13 protein-coding genes are annotated in these 16,893 nt (G+C 55.4%); 2 read left to right on the top strand and 11 right to left on the bottom strand.

Annotated features, from left to right (window positions below; all coding sequences use genetic code 11):
- Positions 1-47 precede the first annotated feature (47 nt).
- The 5 genes from ACZ5FM_RS24265 to ACZ5FM_RS24245 all read right to left on the bottom strand — a co-directional run bounded on the left by ACZ5FM_RS24265 (position 48) and on the right by ACZ5FM_RS24245 (position 4,148).
- Positions 48-1,052, bottom strand: coding sequence for an NADP-dependent oxidoreductase (locus tag ACZ5FM_RS24265; RefSeq protein ID WP_464041507.1), 1,005 nt, complete (start codon positions 1,050-1,052; stop codon positions 48-50).
- Complete coding sequence (locus ACZ5FM_RS24260; protein WP_464041506.1) at positions 1,033-1,212, bottom strand: hypothetical protein; 180 nt, start codon at positions 1,210-1,212, stop codon at positions 1,033-1,035. Before ACZ5FM_RS24260 ends, ACZ5FM_RS24265 begins: the two co-directional genes overlap by 20 nt.
- 49 nt (positions 1,213-1,261) lie before the next feature.
- The gene (locus ACZ5FM_RS24255; RefSeq protein ID WP_312950589.1) at positions 1,262-2,086 is read right to left on the bottom strand and encodes an oxidoreductase; all 825 of its coding nucleotides are present in this window, start codon (positions 2,084-2,086) and stop codon (positions 1,262-1,264) included.
- Between the two features lie 124 nt (positions 2,087-2,210).
- Complete coding sequence (locus tag ACZ5FM_RS24250; protein ID WP_464041505.1) at positions 2,211-3,305, bottom strand: alkene reductase; 1,095 nt, start codon at positions 3,303-3,305, stop codon at positions 2,211-2,213.
- Positions 3,306-3,359: 54 nt separating this feature from the next.
- Positions 3,360-4,148, bottom strand: coding sequence for an SDR family NAD(P)-dependent oxidoreductase (locus ACZ5FM_RS24245; protein ID WP_464041504.1), 789 nt, complete (start codon positions 4,146-4,148; stop codon positions 3,360-3,362).
- 110 nt (positions 4,149-4,258) lie between these two features.
- Between ACZ5FM_RS24245 and ACZ5FM_RS24240 the strand changes: the two genes are divergently transcribed.
- Positions 4,259-4,822, top strand: coding sequence for a TetR/AcrR family transcriptional regulator (locus tag ACZ5FM_RS24240; protein WP_312950581.1), 564 nt, complete (start codon positions 4,259-4,261; stop codon positions 4,820-4,822).
- 339 nt (positions 4,823-5,161) lie between these two features.
- Positions 5,162-6,499: a putative bifunctional diguanylate cyclase/phosphodiesterase gene (locus ACZ5FM_RS24235; protein WP_464041503.1), complete on the top strand. Its 1,338-nt coding sequence runs from the start codon at positions 5,162-5,164 to the stop codon at positions 6,497-6,499.
- Positions 6,500-6,703: 204 nt separating this feature from the next.
- On the opposite strand, the gene ACZ5FM_RS24230 is transcribed toward ACZ5FM_RS24235, so the two are convergent.
- The 6 genes from ACZ5FM_RS24230 to ACZ5FM_RS24205 all read right to left on the bottom strand — a co-directional run bounded on the left by ACZ5FM_RS24230 (position 6,704) and on the right by ACZ5FM_RS24205 (position 16,835).
- Positions 6,704-7,237 carry a lipocalin family protein gene (locus ACZ5FM_RS24230; RefSeq protein WP_464041502.1) on the bottom strand — a complete coding sequence of 178 codons (534 nt, stop codon included), beginning with the start codon at positions 7,235-7,237 and terminating at the stop codon, positions 6,704-6,706.
- A 172-nt stretch (positions 7,238-7,409) separates the two neighbouring features.
- On the bottom strand, positions 7,410-9,320 hold the full coding sequence (locus ACZ5FM_RS24225; protein WP_464041501.1) for an AI-2E family transporter: 1,911 nt from the start codon (positions 9,318-9,320) through the stop codon (positions 7,410-7,412).
- 60 nt (positions 9,321-9,380) lie between these two features.
- On the bottom strand, positions 9,381-10,004 hold the full coding sequence (locus ACZ5FM_RS24220) for a DedA family protein (protein ID WP_464041500.1): 624 nt from the start codon (positions 10,002-10,004) through the stop codon (positions 9,381-9,383).
- Between the two features lie 184 nt (positions 10,005-10,188).
- Positions 10,189-12,135, bottom strand: a complete 1,947-nt coding sequence (locus ACZ5FM_RS24215) for a putative bifunctional diguanylate cyclase/phosphodiesterase (RefSeq protein ID WP_464041499.1) — start codon at positions 12,133-12,135, stop codon at positions 10,189-10,191.
- A 468-nt stretch (positions 12,136-12,603) separates the two neighbouring features.
- Entirely contained in the window at positions 12,604-15,720 is a 3,117-nt protein-coding gene (locus tag ACZ5FM_RS24210; RefSeq protein ID WP_464041498.1) for an efflux RND transporter permease subunit, read from the bottom strand.
- Positions 15,720-16,835: an efflux RND transporter periplasmic adaptor subunit gene (locus tag ACZ5FM_RS24205; RefSeq protein ID WP_464041497.1), complete on the bottom strand. Its 1,116-nt coding sequence runs from the start codon at positions 16,833-16,835 to the stop codon at positions 15,720-15,722. Before ACZ5FM_RS24205 ends, ACZ5FM_RS24210 begins: the two co-directional genes overlap by 1 nt.
- Between the last annotated feature and the right edge of the window lie 58 nt (positions 16,836-16,893).

Here is a 16,893-nt window from a genome sequence, read left to right as displayed (position 1 = left end):
AGCAAATGTGATAACAGCGACAAGAATCTTCCAGTGCTGCGGCGAAGCTAATCTGCAACCCGAACCACGACCTTTCCCTTGGCGCGGCCGGTCTCGACATAGGCCAAGGCTTCCGGGGTCTGCTCAAAGGGGAACACCTTGTCCACCACCGGACGGATGATGCCGGCATCGATTAGCTTGGCGATTTCACGCAATTGCTGTCCTTCTGCGCGCATGAACAGGAAGGAGTAATTGACGCCCCGGCTCTTTGCTTTTTTCAGAATGCTCCGGCTCAGCATATGCATCACCAGGCGCAGAAACATGTTCAACCGCAGCGATTTGGCGAAGGCAACGTCCGGCGGACCGGAGATCGAAATCAGCTGTCCACCCGGTTTGAGGACACTGAGTGACTTTTCCAGCGTTTGGGCATCCTGGCTGTTCAGCACCAGGTCATAACCGCTCAACAGCCGCTCGAAATCCTGCGTCTTGTAATCGATCACCACGTCCGCGCCTAAGCTCTTGACCAGTTCGACATTCGCGGCACTGGTGGTGGTCGCCACGGTTGCGCCGAGGTGTTTGGCAAGTTGGATGGCAAAGGTGCCGACACCACCGGAACCGGCCTGGATGAACACCTTCTGGCCGGGCTTGACCTTTCCCACCTCAACCAGCGCTTGCCAAGCGGTCAACCCGACCAGCGGGATCGATGCGGCTTGCTCCATGGAAAGGCTTTGAGGTTTCGGCGCGACATCTGCGGCATCAATCGCTATCATCTCTGCAAAGGCGCCAACCCTCTGATCTCGCGGGCGGGCGTAAACCTCATCACCTACCTCGAACTCTCGCACATTAACGCCAACACGAATGACCGTTCCGGCCAGATCGTGACCAAGAATGAAAGGCGGCCGATAGGGTAGGAACAACTTGAATTCGCCGTTACGAACCTTGGAATCCAGAAGATTGATCGCGGTGGCGTCTATGTGCACCAGCACATCATTGGCACCGATCTCGGGATCAGGCATATCCGCCAGACGCAAGGGACCGTTCTTTTTGTATCTGTCAACGACAAAGGCTTTCACGCGCTTTCTCCAGTATGAAATGATGTTCGATCAGACAGCCTGGCAAGCCAAGGGCTTCCGGCACAAACTTCCAATGATATTGGAATATACCACCATGTTCGGCATCACCGTAGATCACCAATTCGGCCTTCTGAATGGGTCGGGCCGATGCGTTCGTCATGTTCGACCTGCTCTTTGCCCGGGTGGGCAATTGGCCTGAGAATATGGTCTCATGCGATGTTGAACTGTTTGCGCAGGATGCGATCAAACAGCGCACGCGGAAGGAACCGCCGGGCAAACGAGGTCTGTCGGGCAGCCTTGCCCGAGGGGTAGCGTAACAGCAATTTCGTGGCCTGTGCTGCTGCAAGGATGGTCTCCGCAACATCATCTGCGGTGTCTCCAGCCGCCATGGCAGCATTGAATGCAGACTGATATCTGGCAAATGTGTTGCGATAGACCGCAACAGGACGATCGCCTTGTGGTGAGTTGGCTTCGATGGAGGTCTTGGTAGCCCATGGCTCGATGACCGCGACCCGGATGCCGAAACCCCGCACCTCATGATCCAGGGATTCGGAATAACCCTCGATCGCGTGCTTGCTTGCGGTGTAATAGGCGCCGAAGGGACCAGGAATAAGTCCCACGACCGAACCGATATTGAGTATCCGGCCACCGGCCTGCTGACGCATGATCGGAAGGACCGCGTTCGTCACCCGCACGACGCCCAGAAAATTGGTGTCGAACAACGCACGAACCTGCTCAATCGAGCTCTCCTCTGCGGCCCCCGATATGGCATAGCCGGCATTGTTGACCAACAGGTCGATGCGGCCAAGTTCGGCATGGGCGAGTGCCACAGCGGCGGTAACGGAGGCATCTGAAGTTACGTCACAAGCGACCATGCGTATGCCCTCGCGCATCTCCTGCGGCGAAGCCTTGCGGCTGGTGCCGACCACCCGGTAGCCTGCCCTAGCAAGCGACAAGGCGGCAGCCTTGCCGATACCGCTGGATGCACCGGTGACGAATGCAGTTTTCTGTCCTTTTGGTGTCAAGGTCGTCATAGCTTTCTTCTCGATCTGGAACGCGACAGCCTGCCGCGCAGCCCATGGTGTTGTCGGAGAGAATTGTCAGAGATTGATATGATCGGCATTACAGGGAGACGTACTGGCGTACGGCTCCCATCGCTTAGTTGCCGGACGCCTCGTCAAAGCGCGGATAATCGGTATAGCCTGCAGCACCGCCGCCATAGAGCGTGGCCGGATTGATTTCCGCCAGCGGCGCACCGCTTTGCAGCCGCTCTACCAGATCCGGATTGGCAATGAACGGTCGGCCGAAGGCGATAAGATCCGCCTTGCCATCGTTCAGTTGTGACGTCGCCAGATCGAGATCATATCCATTGTTGGCGATGTAGGTCTTGGTGAAGCGGCGGCGCAGCGATCCGTAATCGAAGGGTGCGACGTCGCGCGGCCCACCCGTCGCACCTTCAACGACATGAATGTAAGCAATGCCGAGTGCATCGAGCTGATCGACGATGTAGTCGTATTGTGCTTGCGGATCGCTGCAGGAAATGCCGTTGGCGGGTGAAACCGGCGAAATACGGATCCCCGTGCGCTCTGCGCCGATTTCCTGTGCCACCGCAGCGGTGACTTCGATCATCAAGCGGGCGCGGTTTTCTATAGAGCCACCATAGGCGTCTGTCCGGACGTTGGCACCGTCCTTGGCAAACTGCTCGAGCAAATAACCGTTGGCTCCATGAACTTCGACCCCGTCGAACCCGGCCTCAATGGCATTGGCTGCTGCCTTGCGGAAGTCGTTGACGATCGCGTCAATTTCCACAACCTCCAGGGCCCTGGGTTCGGAAACATCGACAAAGGCATTATTGACGAACGTCTTGGTCGCCGCGCGAATTGCGGAGGGCGCAACGGGCTTGCCGCTATTGGGCTGCAGATCGACATGACTGATGCGGCCGACATGCCAAAGCTGCAGGACGATGCGCCCGCCCTTCTCATGCACGGCGGCAGTCACCTTTCGCCAGCCATCGATCTGAGCCTGGTCATAGATCCCGGGCGTGTCCTGATAGCCTTGCCCTTGCTGAGAAATCTGGGTGGCTTCAGAAATGATCAGACCGGCCGAAGCGCGCTGGGTATAATATTTGGCGGTCAGTTCGCCGGGCACGAAGCCTTCACCGGCGCGATTGCGGGTGAGCGGCGCCATGACGATACGGTTTGCTAGAGTGATGGCGCCAAGGGTGTAGGGTTTGAAAAGCGGGTTGTTGGTCATGATGTGTACCTGTGGTGTTTCTTCTGCTGTGGCGTTGGCTTGCTGAGGGGATACTCAGGCTGGCGTCCGATACCGCTGCGCTGGAGCAGCGTTGCCGTAGTTGCCGAGCATGGCTTTGCGTGCGCCGTCAAAAGCGTCCCACTGCCCGTCATCGTGAAGCGGCGGTATCGTCACTGGTTCGCGACGATCAAAGCCGACGAGGGCCGCATCCACCAGATCGCCCACTTCCATGACATTATTCATGGCGTTTACATCTGCGCCAACATGATCCCAGATTTCGGTGCGGGTCGTTGCGGGAAGCACGGCCTGAATGTAGACGCCCTTGGGACCAATTTCGTGCGCAAGCCCCTGCGACAGGAACAGGACAAAAGCCTTGGTGGCGCCGTAAACAGTCATGCCGAATTCCGGCGCGAGGCCAACGACCGACCCGATATTGATAATGGCGCCCTCACCCGCTGCGGCAAGACGCGGCGCAATGGCGCCGGCAAGCCGGACAAGCGCGGTGGCGTTGAGGGCAACGAGCTTGGTCATGTCGTCAATACTCTGGTCGACGAAACTTCCGCCGATTGCCGTTCCGGCATTGTTGACGAGAATGCCGATGCGCGCATCGTCCCGCAGCCGGGTCTCGACCTTAACTAGGTCCGTCGTATTCGTGAGGTCGGCCGGGAGGATATCGATCGTCACGCCGGTTTGCTGGCGAAGACGGCTGGCAAGCGCCTCCAAGCGGGCCACGTCTCGGGCCACCAGCACAAGATCATGGCCACGACGCGCGAAGCGTTCGGCATAGGTTGCGCCAATGCCAGTTGAGGCGCCCGTTATCAGGACTGCAGGAATTTGGCTCATCGGATTGCTCTTTTCTGTCGTTGATCCTATATTCATGACGATCGTCATGAATGGATTTAAATATGATAGCCATCATGTAAAAGTCAACTGTAATTACGGAGAAATTTGAAATGAAGGTCAGCCGGGAAAAAATGGAGGAGAACAGACGCCGCATTCTGGACGTCGCAAGCCTGTTGTTTAAGGACAAGGGGTTCGATGCGGTCAGCGTCGCAGAAGTCATGAAGGCGGCGGGCCTGACCCATGGCGGTTTCTATGGCCACTTCAGTTCAAAGGACGATCTGGTGGCACAAACGCTGGCACATGCGCTTGCGGCAGATAGTTTTGAAGACGGGACGTTCAGCGACTTTGTTCGCTCCTATCTGGCGCCTCGCCACCGTGACAATCCCGGCAGGGGATGCCCGACGGCAGGGCTGGCCGCCGCAATCCGCCACCAGACGCCCGCAGCGACAGCCGCGATGACAGAAGGTCTGCGCGCGCAAATCGCCCGTATCCAGCAGGCGCTTCCGGACCAAGGTGCGACCGACAAGCGCCGTGCGGCAATCGGAAGCTGGGCAGCAATGGTGGGCGCAATCATTCTGGCCAGAGCGGTCGACGATCCCGAATTGTCAAACGAGGTTCTTGATCAGACCCGCGCCTGGATCGACACGCGTGTCGGAGAGGTCGCGCACGACTAGGACATATGCATTCAAGTAACCGAACATAGAACAGCAAAGACTGGCGTGGGACGATGTGCTCAAAACCCTTCTCGATCCTGAACGTTGGTTGATGGCACCGCGGTTACATTAGGGGGCGATGACGGCAAAAACGGTCCTGACCTCACCTTGACGCGCGGCGCCAACACCTGCACCCAGGGGCAAGCAGATTTGTCTGGACAAGCGATCTCGTCGATGACATTGACCCTCGAGAGCAGTGTTAATGAAAATTACAGTTTTTTGCTAAATGTTTGAGGCGGTTGTAGACTGACGGCTTGACCCCACTCACAGCACATTTTGACACGAGTGCCAGGCACAGACTTGACCCGATCGCATCCGACATTTCACACTGAACGTCTTCAGCATCTTCATTACGCATGCCGCTGCGCGTTGCCTCTAGCGGCCCTGGTAAGCGGGGCATGGATACCGTTTTTTGTTCTGATCCAGAACTGGCACCTGGTCGCCATCGAGAGCACACTGTTTGCGTTCTTGACTTTGAGTTGGCAGGTTGGCCGTCACTGGAACATGTCTCTTGGCATGTTGCTGGCCCAGATGGCCTGCTTACTGTTCATATTTTACTTCTCGATCTATTTTGATGTCCCGAGTGAAGAGGTCCCGCGTGTCTCTCATTTGTATCTGCTGATCATTGCTTTGGCTGGTTACGGAAACTTCCAGAGAGACCGCAGTCAGTTGCAGCTTGCGATAATTTTCTTGTCGCTCGCCGGTTTTGCTGTCTTTTCCAGTACATCGATGAGTTTCGACTTCGCCCTTCCCCTGCCCGATTCAGTGCGCTCGATAACAGCATGGATACATGTGAGTTTCCTTGCTGCGCTATTATGCGTTGGTGTTATTCTCCTTCAGGAAGGCATGACCGTTGATAGCAAGTTACGCAGGGAATTGCGCTCCGCGATTCCAAGGCAGCAGTTCGAGCTTTTTTTTCAGCCTCAAGTCAATCGGGAGGGCCGATTAATAGGAGCGGAAGCGCTCATTCGCTGGAAGCATCCAAAACGTGGCTACATCCAGCCCGGCCACTTCATCCCTACGGCAGAGCGCGCCGGATTAATGGCCGATCTGGGTAACTGGGTTATAGAGAACGCGGTTAAAACGCTAGCGGATTGGACAACTCACGAAAGCACACGTGATCTTGTCATAGCTGTCAACATTAGCGCAGACCATTTCTTGAAACAGGACTTCGTCAGCAGACTGATAGATACCCTCAACGCGCATCATGTCTCGCCATCTAGATTGAAGCTCGAACTGACAGAGAGTGTGTTCGTGACCGAGGTGGACGAACTGATTGGCAAGATGAAAGTCCTGCAACGTCATGGTATTTCGATTGCGCTTGATGATTTCGGCACCGGTTATTCATCTCTGAGCTATCTTCGCCGCCTGCCGCTTCAACAGTTAAAAATCGATCGAAGTTTCGTTCGGGCCATAGCAGAGGGCAGCCGGGGCGCATCGCTGGTCACACGCATTTCGCAGATGGGACAGGACTTGGGCCTTGAAATGTTGGCGGAGGGGATCGAGAATGATGAGCAATTTCAGTTTATGCTGTCTTGCGGCTGCCAATCTTTCCAGGGCTATTATTTCGGACGTCCGGTGGCCCTCGAAACATTTGAAGAGCGGATACGAGGTCTGATAAATCCAGCAGATCACTGAAACACGACTTCAAAACGCCCGACCGGCGCTCCCAACGCGCCGTCACTTAGGGGAAATTTTCCATCATTACCGTCATCCGGTTTCCTTGGCATCGAGCGCTTTACGTTGCCTGCCAAGTTCAGTGGGACAGGATCAAAAACCGAAACCGAGAGGGATGGATTGGCAGCAACACCGCGGCCTTGGTATTCGACGCGGCATTATTGCCTAATGCTGTGTCCAACGAATAAGGCTCACGTCATAACCTAATGACTTGGCTTTTCTCGCCAGCATCTCCCGCGTGCGTTGTGAAGGGTTGGCGGTGCGGGTCAGAATCCAGAGGTACCGCCCTGACGGTTCGCCCACTATCGACCAAGTGTAATCAGGGGCGCGGTCAAGTACCCAGTAATTGCCAAAGAAAGGCCCGAAAAACGAAACTTTTAGCTTGGCATTGCCGCTGGAAGGCACGATTTTTGCCCGACCTTCAACGGATTTGACACTGCCATTTATCCCGCCCTGACGGCAGGTATTGATCACCTTGATCATACCATCATCACGCAACGAGTAATCAGCAGTGACGCCTTCGCAGTCAGTTTCAAACCGGTTTTCATAACGAGCCTGTTCGAACCAACGTCCAAGATAGCGGTTCAGTTCTACCGCTTTGACAGGCTGGGGAACTGACGTATTGCCAACCGGCCCGGACGGACTGCAGGCTGCGAGCAAGCCGGCGATAAGAACTAATGAAAGTGATTTCGTTTTCATGAACCGTTAAATGAAGCACCCCGCCTAAAGTTCCAGCCTGTACCTTCCCCAAAGCAATGCTTTGCAAATTAAATGCATGCGCCGGTCACTTTGGGCAGATGGCAGTGCAAGCAAGGCTTCGCCGTGTCTGAACTATAGCTTGGGAAGTCAGCCGAACACCGCTTGCAATGTGTCAGGCGGCTACGATCGTCCCTGGCCTTGCCCTGATGAGTTTGCGGATGGGGGATTTAAGTTCAACTGCCATGACGTCGGAAAGCGCACCTTGGACCGCTTCTGCGATAGTCGAGGAAATGAAATCGGCACTTATTTCGCCCGGGTCAATGGCAACGATTTCTTCTGCTTCGAGCAGCGGAATGACGATTCCCACCCGCAGGGACGGCTTTTGACGCTTCAGTCTTCTTATGATCTGACGGGCGTGTGGCTTTGATTTCGGGTTCAGGAAAACGATAATTGCGGTGTCTGCCTCACCAACATTCGGCAATTTTACACGGTTTACCGCAGGCATTGCTAAGTCATCCGCGAGAACGGTTGCCCCCTGGACCGCCAGTACCTGCGAAATCATCGCCGCAGCTGCCATGTCTATCGGGCCTCGCCCACCGACGCACAGAAGCGTTTTACCTGCCCCGTCGGGCAGGGAATTTTCCAGGGCTTCGGCATCCTGCGAACCGTCACTCTCCTCCTCCAAGGCGATGTCAGCCAGGTTGCCAACCAGTGTCATTGTCGTTGCAGCGAAAAGAGCCAGTTGCTCGTCCGTCATTACCCCGCGTTGGCGATCAGCCTCGCCAAGAGACAAGGCAGGCAACCCCACCTTGTCATAATAGTCGATGAGATACTCCTCTTCGAGGAATTCCTCAGCGTTATCAGTTGCCTCGCTAGGATCTCCTGCAAGCAATCGCTGGTAGAGCTTCTCTTGAGGCTCGAGCACCGGATTATTGCCCAAAAGTACATCGAGGAAGCTGAATTCCGGCACATATCGTCCCAGCACGACCAGACACACTGTCAGTGGCGTAGACAACATGAGCCCTAAAGGTCCCCATAGCCAAGACCAAAAAATGGCAGATACGATAATAGCCAGAGGTGAAAGTCCTGTGTGGCTCCCGTATAACCAGGGCTCAACCACATTGTTGCTGATCAGCTCAGTGACAATGAACAAACCAGCAACCCAAGCCAGCAATGACCATCCAGGCGCGATTGCAAGTGCTAGGAAGAGCGGGAGGATCATTCCTATGACAGGTCCAATATAAGGCACAAAACGAAGCACCAGTGTCAGGAGCCCCCACAAAATCGCATTCGGGATTCCCAGCCACCACAGCCCGAGTGCAATAGGGATCGCGTAAAGGGAGTTCACGACCAGTTGCATCAGCAAGTATTTTCCCACGCGGCTGCCGGCATCCTTGAGCGCCGCAGTTGTTTTATGCAGGTCGCCCAGCCCAACTAACCTTATAAACCGATCACGCAGATCTTCACGTTCGAGCAACATGAAAACCACAAGGACTATGACCAAACCGGCAGTCGCGAATGGGCTTATCAGGGGAATGATGAAATTTCCCAGTGTCTGGACCGGATTAGACCTCGTGACGATTTCAACGGGCATGGGTTCCTGACGGGAAGGCCCAACTGCCTGACTTTCACTTGCCCTGTCCTGCAGCTCGGCCCCTACTCGCTCAACGACCCTGCTTAAGTGTTCGAGAACCCCGTTTCCCGAACCAGCCTGGCTAAGTGCCTGTATCTTGAGAACGATATTTCGCTGATATGTCGGAATATTTTCAGCAAGATTTGCCACTTGGCCCGCTACGACGAAGCTAAACATGGCAATCGCCAAGAAAGCCACCACCACAGCGGAAATCACTGCTGCGACCTTTGGAACGTGTCGACGCTTCAGGAATGTAACAATTGGAGAAAGGGTGAATGTCAGAAGTAAAGCGAGCGCAAGCGGTACAAATATCTCCTGCCCTACATGAAGAATAACGGCGACCGAGACCAAAATCAGCAACGTTCTGCCTGTAATAGCAGACGTTATATGCCCGCCGGGCTGAGGCCCTGTGCTTGCGGCGACGAGGATGTTATTTTGTTCTACAGCCAAGGGACCACCTCTAATGTTAGCCGCCAATGAACAGAGATATTGTCTATGTAGAGCGTAATTCTAGCCTGATGTTTCGAGACGACGGGCAGATTCGGGTTTGAAGGTAACGACCCTGTACACGTAGGCGAGTATGATCCCACAAAGCACCGTTGTCGCCACTGGATCGACGTAATCTTTGACCGTCTCGTATGCCTGACCCAGGCCAAATCCTGCAGTTGCGAGGATCGTTGTCCACATAATGCTGCCTAACGCGGAGTAAAAGGCAAACTGCCAAAAAGGCATGCGGGCCAGCCCCGCCGGTATGGAAATGAGTGTCCGTATGGTCGGTATAAGGCGGCCCAACAGCACAGACATTTTGCCATGACGGCGAAAGCGGCTGCTTGCCACCTCGATGTCATGTGGCGACAGGGTCAGCCAGCGCCCGTGGCGAGAGGCTATTGCCTCAATCTGCTTCTGGTTCACAGCGCGCCCTAGAACGTACCAAGGCAATATCCCCATGACGGCGCCGACTGAGCCGGCTGCAATGACTGAGAAAACGTTTACTTCCCCTTTTGCAGCCAGATAGCCCGCCAAGGGCATGATAAGCTCGGAAGGAATTGGCGGAAAGATATTCTCAAGGAACATCAATAAACCAATGCCAAATAGCCCCAGTTCCTGCATGGTCCACTGAACAAAACTTTCCATCGTCACGCCGCCAGTTTTTATTGCGACGCAGTCTAGCTTTGCTAAGCCTATGCGATCAGCAAGGATGATCGCGTTTAACTCGCTGGAGATCGAAAGGATGCATCAACAGCGAGATATATATTTAAGGCCGTTGGATAACCTCACAGCACTGGCTTAAGCGGTGCTGCCATTGCGAAAATCAGGTTCATAGCACCATTCGCTTGGACGATTGCTGCGAAAGAAATTCACCGATATCCGGTTCTCTCATGGGCGGCGCATAAACATAGCCCTGCACCAGGGTAGCCCCGAGACCTTCCAGAGCCGCGAGCTCCTCAGGTATTTCGACACCCTCAACAACGCATTCCAGCCCCATGTCTCGACTTAGGGTCAGGAGGGATTTCACGATTTTGTAACTGGCTGGCTTCTTATGCAGATCAGTCACGAAGCTGCGATCAATCTTGATCTTGGTGAGTGGTAGAGCATGCAGCCGTGTCAGGCTGGAATAACCCGTGCCGAAATCATCCAGCGAAATACCACAACCTAGGCGCCGCAACACTTCGACCGACTGTCTGACCTGTTCGAAATCATGCGCAAAGGCCGTTTCGGTAATTTCAAGATCAAGTCTTTGCGGATCAAAGCCGCTGTTTTCAATGATGCCGACTAATCTCAGCACGCCTTCGCAAGAGTTGAGATCATGGGCGGAAAGATTGAAGGACAACCTGAGGGATGGCTCCCATTTCGAGGCAGCAGTCAGGGCCGTTTTTAGAAGGGGCCGAGTAAGTGAGCTGACGATACCAGCGCGTTCGGCAATAGAGAAAAACTGGTCAGGTGGCACTTGTCCGAGGACCGGGCTGTGCCAACGCGCCAGTGCTTCAAAACCGTTGGCTCGTCCATCGCGTATATCAACGATAGGCTGGAATACGACAGAAAGCTCTTTTTCCATATCTTTCTGTTTAAGCATATGTTCGATGCGGGCCTCTATATTGATCTGCTTTTCATGCTCTGCATCGAACAAAACAGCATCGCCACGCCGGGTCTTCTTAGCATGGTAAAGCGCATAATCCGCCCGGTCGAAAAGCTGTTCAAGCGTCGAGGCGAGGTTTGGAAAAACCGCGATCCCCATGGAAGCGGAAACATGCACTGTTCCTTCCGGCATGTGGTAGGGCGCTCTCAACTGCTCCGAAATAGCATTCGCATTGGCGACAAGTTGCACATCGTCCGGTATGATCGGGGCGACAATGGCAAATTCATCTCCACCGAGCCGAAACGCCTTGCTTGCCTTGAGAGAAGCGCTAAGACGTTTACTTACATTGACCAAGAGCCTGTCGCCCACTGAGTGTCCATAGAGATCGTTGACTGGCTTGAAGCCATCAAGATCAATAACGCCGAGCGCCAGCCGGGTTCCCGTGATCTTGGCCTTCTCGAGTTCGGATTCCAGATGCGTGAAAAAGGCCCGGCGGTTCGGTAGTTCCGTTAAGCTGTCAATATTGGCAAGCAACAGGTTCTCATTGCTCAGCGCTTCAGTACGCTGTTGGGAAACGACCATGCGCTCGAAATTGCGATAGTTGGTCAACAAGATGGACATCATGCCCGCACAAACCAGCAGAACATTGATGGCGATGGCAATGAATGTCGGTTGTTGTGAGGCCAGAAAAAAGACAATGAACGCCCCATTGACAATGACTGTGACAATAAAGGCGGCCGATCGCACATACATCAGACAAAAGATGCAGGAAATGACGGTAATTGCCATGTAGAAGGCGACGTGGGATTGCGTGTAGGCGTTCCCATAGGGCACGAGCGAAAAAGACCAGAGCGTGAATGCTATTGCGATCCCGACCGCCAGCCGGTTTGTGCGCTGTAGTGCCGCATGCGCAACCTTTGGCGAGGGATCGACACCGCGCGTCTTCCACCAGAATGCGATCCTGAGTGTACAGCCGACTGTGAACACAGCCGGTACTCCAATTGTGAGCCAAGACGGCGCCACTTCCACATGCGTCGTGGCAAGTGCCCAGGTGCTTGAAAGCAGTATAAAGTACATCATCGGCATTTGCCGGGTGAAGGCACGATACTGTTCTCGTAACAGGTCCGAATTATCAGCCCGTACAGACATAAAATACTGCAGTTTCTGCTTGGCGATTAATATGTTCATTCACACGACCCATCAAGTACAGAGTCGGTTATGTAGCAAATCGATCTTTCATCATCGGAAATACAAAAGGTGAATCAAGCGGAAATGAAATCAACTGCAAGGTGTGAATGCATATTGATACATCATGTGTAATCAATACTTCTTCAAATCTGTGCTGGTCGCAAGCCTAAATATACTTGCATTACTCCACTTTCGAACGCGTATGGCCTTTACCCAGCCCCTCCCGAGGAGCGAGTTTTTTGGCATCGAGAATAAAACTGACACGGCCGCTCTGACGTGATGTGATTTCTGTCCACTGTCTTCGCGTAATTCGCCGGTCCAGACGCTTGGGAGCCGATGTGGCGCAAGTGCATTTCGCCACATCCGGAGCAGATTGAAGCATAGCGGCTAGGGCAATACCGTCACTTCTAGTTGGCAGGTCCCAACCTTCCCGACAGCACTCCATGCGTTCGATGGCCCGACGAACCTCTATTCTGCGGCCATCGCCCGCATGGGAGCCGGCTCGTCGATCTGGGCCGGTTGCGCATGGTGCGCCCCCTTTGGCGGCTTGATCCGGAACCACACGGCATAAAGTGCAGGAAGAAAAAGGAGGATCATCACGGTACCCGCCGCCGTGCCGCCGATCAGCGTATAAGCCATCGATCCCCAGAACACTGAATGGGTCAGAGGTATGAACGCCAGGATCGCAGCAAGCGCGGTCAGGATCACCGGGCGCGTCCGCTGAACGGTCGCTTCGATGACGGCATGGTAATCATCGAGACCTGCGGTCTGGTTTTCCTTGATCTGCTCTGTCAGGATCAACGTGTTACGCATGAGGATACCCGCCAGTCCTATCAGGCCAAGAATTGCGTTAAAACCGAACGGCTGATTGAACAGGAGCAATGTCGGCACGACCCCTGCGAGACCAAGCGGCGCTGTCAGCATCACCATAGTCATCGTCGACAGGCTGCGAACCTGCAGGATGATGACGATCAACATGGCGGCAATCATCAACGGAAAGACTTGCACAAGAGCGACGTTTGCCTTGAGGGACTCCTCGATATTGCCGCCCATCTCGATCCGGTATCCGACCGGGAGCGACGCGATGAGCGGCTGTAGTGCCTTCATGACCTGTTGCGAAACTTCCGGTGGCTGCGTCGCCTCGTTGATATCAGACCTGATCGTGATGACCGGAGTCCGGTCACGACGCTTCAAGATCGGCTCTTCGAACCGGATCTCCGAGTGTCCGAGTTGATCCAGCGGCACCTGACGGCCATCCCTGCTCATCAGCGAGAAGTCGGCAAGACGCGACGGGTCGAGACGGATTTCGCCAGCGCTTCGCGCAACGACAGGCACGTTGCGGATGTTGTCGCGCACCTGCGTGACAGGGATACCGCTGAGCAGCATCTGCAACTGCTGGGCCGCCTCCGCTGGCGAAAGGCCAATCAGATTGAGCCGGTCCTGATCAGGGACAAATCGCAGAACAGGTGTTCGATTGCCCCAGTCGCGGTTGGCTTGGCGGACATCGGGAACGGTCTTCATCAGCGCCAGAGCTTGCTCCGAGATCTTGTAGAGTTCGTCCTGATCAGGTCCCATGATCCGGAATTCGACGGGGAACGGCGTGTACGGACCAAATACGAGCTGCGTCACCCGGACAGATGCTTCGGGGACAAGTCCTTCCGATATGGCAGCGCGAAGGCGGTGCTTGAGTTCTTCGCGTGCATGGGCATCGGGTGTGAGCACGACGACCTTGGCGAAGGCAGGGTCAGGCAGTTCCGGTGCCATTGCAAAGAAGAAGCGCGGTGCGCCCTGCCCTACGTAGGACGTGACGATGTCGGACTCAGGCTGGGTCTGCAGCCAGTCTTCAAGTTTCTTGACCGCAGATGTCGTCGCCTCGATGCTCGTGCCCTCTGGCATGCGCACTTCGACCAACACCTCAGGACGGTCTGATGTCGGGAAGAATTGCTGTTTGACCCCTCCCATCCCAATGACAGAAACTGCTATAGAAATGCCCACCACGGCGCAGACTATAAATTTATGGCGAACTGCAAACTCGATGGTTGAGCGCAACCGGCGATAATTTGGCGTATTGTATATCGCCTCGTGGCCGCCCTCGACGGGTTTGATGTCCGGCAACATCTTCACGCCGAGGTAGGGTGTGAAGGTCACAGCGACAATCCACGATACGATCAGGGCAAAGCCGACGACCCAGAAAATGTTGCCGGCATATTCGCCGGCAGTGGACTTCGCAAAACCGACGGGCATCAGTCCGACGATCGTAACCAGCGTGCCGGATAGCATAGGGGCTGCGGTATGGCTCCAGGCATAAGCGGCCGCCTTGATGCGGTCCATGCCTTCTTCCATCTTCACGACCATGACTTCAATGGCGATGATAGCGTCGTCAACTAGAAGGCCGAGCGCGAGGATCAGTGCACCAAGCGTGATGCGGTCGAAGAACCGTCCCGTTTCCAGCATGATCAGGAAGACGACGGCAAGCGTCAGGGGCACTGCAAGCGCCACGACAATGCCGACGCGCCAGCCGAGCGCCACCAGGCTCACGAACAAAACAACGCCAAGCGCCATCGCGAACTTGAGCATGAACTCGCCAACGGCTTCATCGATGTTGACGGCTTGGTCGCTGACCTTGGTGAGTGTCATCCCCAGCGGCAGCGTCTGCGCGATCGCAGCCGACCGGGCCTCAAGCGCCTTGCCGAGATCAAGACCGTTCCAGCCAGCCTGCATGACGGCACCCAACATTATGGTCGGTTCGCCTTCGTGGCGGATAATGTAGGTCGCTGGATCCTGATAGCCTCGACGCACCTCTGCCAGATCGGAGAGCTTCAGCGTTCGTCCGGCGGCAACGATCGGCGTGTCTGCGATGGCCTGCGCACTGTTGTAAGCTCCATCGAAGCGGATGAAGACCTGTGGTCCTTTGGTGTCGATTGATCCCGCGGGCGTTACCGTGTTCTGTCTTTGCAAGGCGGCAGCGATATCCTGCGCGGATATGCCGAGCGTCGCGAGTTTTGCATAGGAGAACTCGACGAAGATCTGTTCGGGACGCTCGCCGACGATGTTGATTTTCTTGACACCAGGCACGTGCAGGAGATCCTGCCGGATGACCTCTGCCTGCCGCACGAGATCGCGCATAGGCAGTCCCTTTGCCTTCAGGGCATAGAGACCGAAGCTCACATCGGAATACTCGTCGTTGACGAATGGGCCCATCACGCCCGGAGGCAGGTTTCGAGCCTCATCGCCGAGCTTTTTGCGCGCCTGATAGAATTCTTCTGCCACAGCACTGGACGGCGTATTATCCTTGAGGGTGACTGTCAGGAACGCGTACCCAGGCCGCGTTGTCGTTTCGACGCGGTCGTACCAGGTCAGTTCCTGAATACGTTTCTCAAGCGGCTCAGCGACGAGGTCCTGCATTTCTCTCGCGGTGGCGCCCGGCCAGACTGACGTGACCGTCAGTGTCTTGATCGTGAACGACGGATCTTCGGCGCGTCCCAGCTTTACAAAGGCATAGGCCCCAGCGGCTGCCAGCAGCACGATAAAGAAAAGAGTGATGGCACGTTCGCGAACCGCGATGGCGGAAAGATTGAAGCTCATTAGTTTTTAACCTCTTGTTGCGAGGCAATCCTGACGTTTGCGCCATCGTTGAGAAGATGTGCCCCCAAGGCAACGACCTGCTCTCCAGTCACAATCCCGGTAACAAATGCCGTCTCCTCGCCGATCTGGCGAACCTTGACTGGTGTGAACTTCACAGTCGAAGTGGTGCTTTCGACAACCCACACGCCTGTACGATTTCCGTCGTCCAGGAGTGCACCCACGGGTATCGCAACTTCCGACTGGCGGTCAGTTTCGGGGATTTTGATTGTCACAGTCGAGCCAAGCGGGGCTGAAGCCGCATTGCCCTCGAGAATGTAACGAGCCTCGTAAGTCCGGGTTTGGGGATCGGCAGAATCGGAAATCTGCCGCAGCCTGGCCTTGCCGCTCAGACTGCCGCCTCCGTAAACATCGGCCTGAGCCTCGGAGCCGAGAGCGGGCCGTAGGGTCTCAGGAAGCCAGACGACGGCTTCACGTGGTCCGGACTGCGCCAGTTGCACGACCGTCTGGCCTGCGGCAACGACCTGCCCGGGATCTCCAAGGGTCTGGACTATGGTTCCGTCAGCGTCTGCGACGAGAAGCGTGTAGAGGGTGTTGTTTTCAGCCACTTGGGCGTCGGCTTCTGCTGCCGCGAGTTGAGCCGTCGCAGTGTCAAGCGCTGCTTTTGCCTGTTCATATCGCTGTGGAGTGGCTGCCAAACCATTTTTTACCAACGCTGCATAGCGTTTCTCGTCTAACTGCGCCTGGATCAGAACGGCGCGTGCTGCGGTGACTGCATTTCGTCTGGCGATGAGCGCCAGTTGCAGGTCGGTTTCATCAATGCGCATGAGCGCCTGGTCTTTGCTGACCTGCTGCCCCACATCGACCATCCGCTCGACAATCTTGCCCGGAACACGGAAACCAAGGTTGCTCTGGACACGGGACGCGACCGTTCCTGTGAAAGAGCGCTCAGTCATTCCGGTGTTCGTGACCTCGGCCACCCGAACCAGGGGGGAGGCTGTCCTCGGATCAGCCGCCAAAGCTTCCTGCCTCGTCGGCTCGTAGAACATGAAGAAGGCTCCGGCAGAACCTGCTGCTGCCACGAGGCCTACGAGAGACAGGACATATTTGCGTTTCATTGTTGCGTTCTCTTCTTGACCAGCGATCCAAACGAATTAGATTGCGACCTAACTCTAT

The organism is Agrobacterium sp. 5Ca50 (assembly GCF_055381905.1).
Note: the sequence above shows the minus strand (reverse complement) of the source record. Positions and strands in the feature narration are given on the sequence as shown.

Bases quoted from the DNA above. Each gene is read 5' to 3' on its own strand.
- ACZ5FM_RS24205 (WP_464041497.1), bottom strand. From the start codon at position 16,835: ATGAAACGCAAATATGTCCTGTCTCTCGTAGGCCTCGTGGCAGCAGCA.
- ACZ5FM_RS24240 (WP_312950581.1), top strand. From the start codon at position 4,259: ATGAAGGTCAGCCGGGAAAAAATGGAGGAGAACAGACGCCGCATTCTG.
- ACZ5FM_RS24220 (WP_464041500.1), bottom strand. From the start codon at position 10,004: ATGGAAAGTTTTGTTCAGTGGACCATGCAGGAACTGGGGCTATTTGGC.
- ACZ5FM_RS24245 (WP_464041504.1), bottom strand. From the start codon at position 4,148: ATGAGCCAAATTCCTGCAGTCCTGATAACGGGCGCCTCAACTGGCATT.
- ACZ5FM_RS24250 (WP_464041505.1), bottom strand. From the start codon at position 3,305: ATGACCAACAACCCGCTTTTCAAACCCTACACCCTTGGCGCCATCACT.
- ACZ5FM_RS24255 (WP_312950589.1), bottom strand. From the start codon at position 2,086: ATGACGACCTTGACACCAAAAGGACAGAAAACTGCATTCGTCACCGGT.
- ACZ5FM_RS24260 (WP_464041506.1), bottom strand. From the start codon at position 1,212: ATGACGAACGCATCGGCCCGACCCATTCAGAAGGCCGAATTGGTGATC.
- ACZ5FM_RS24230 (WP_464041502.1), bottom strand. From the start codon at position 7,237: ATGAAAACGAAATCACTTTCATTAGTTCTTATCGCCGGCTTGCTCGCA.
- ACZ5FM_RS24215 (WP_464041499.1), bottom strand. From the start codon at position 12,135: ATGAACATATTAATCGCCAAGCAGAAACTGCAGTATTTTATGTCTGTA.
- ACZ5FM_RS24210 (WP_464041498.1), bottom strand. From the start codon at position 15,720: ATGAGCTTCAATCTTTCCGCCATCGCGGTTCGCGAACGTGCCATCACT.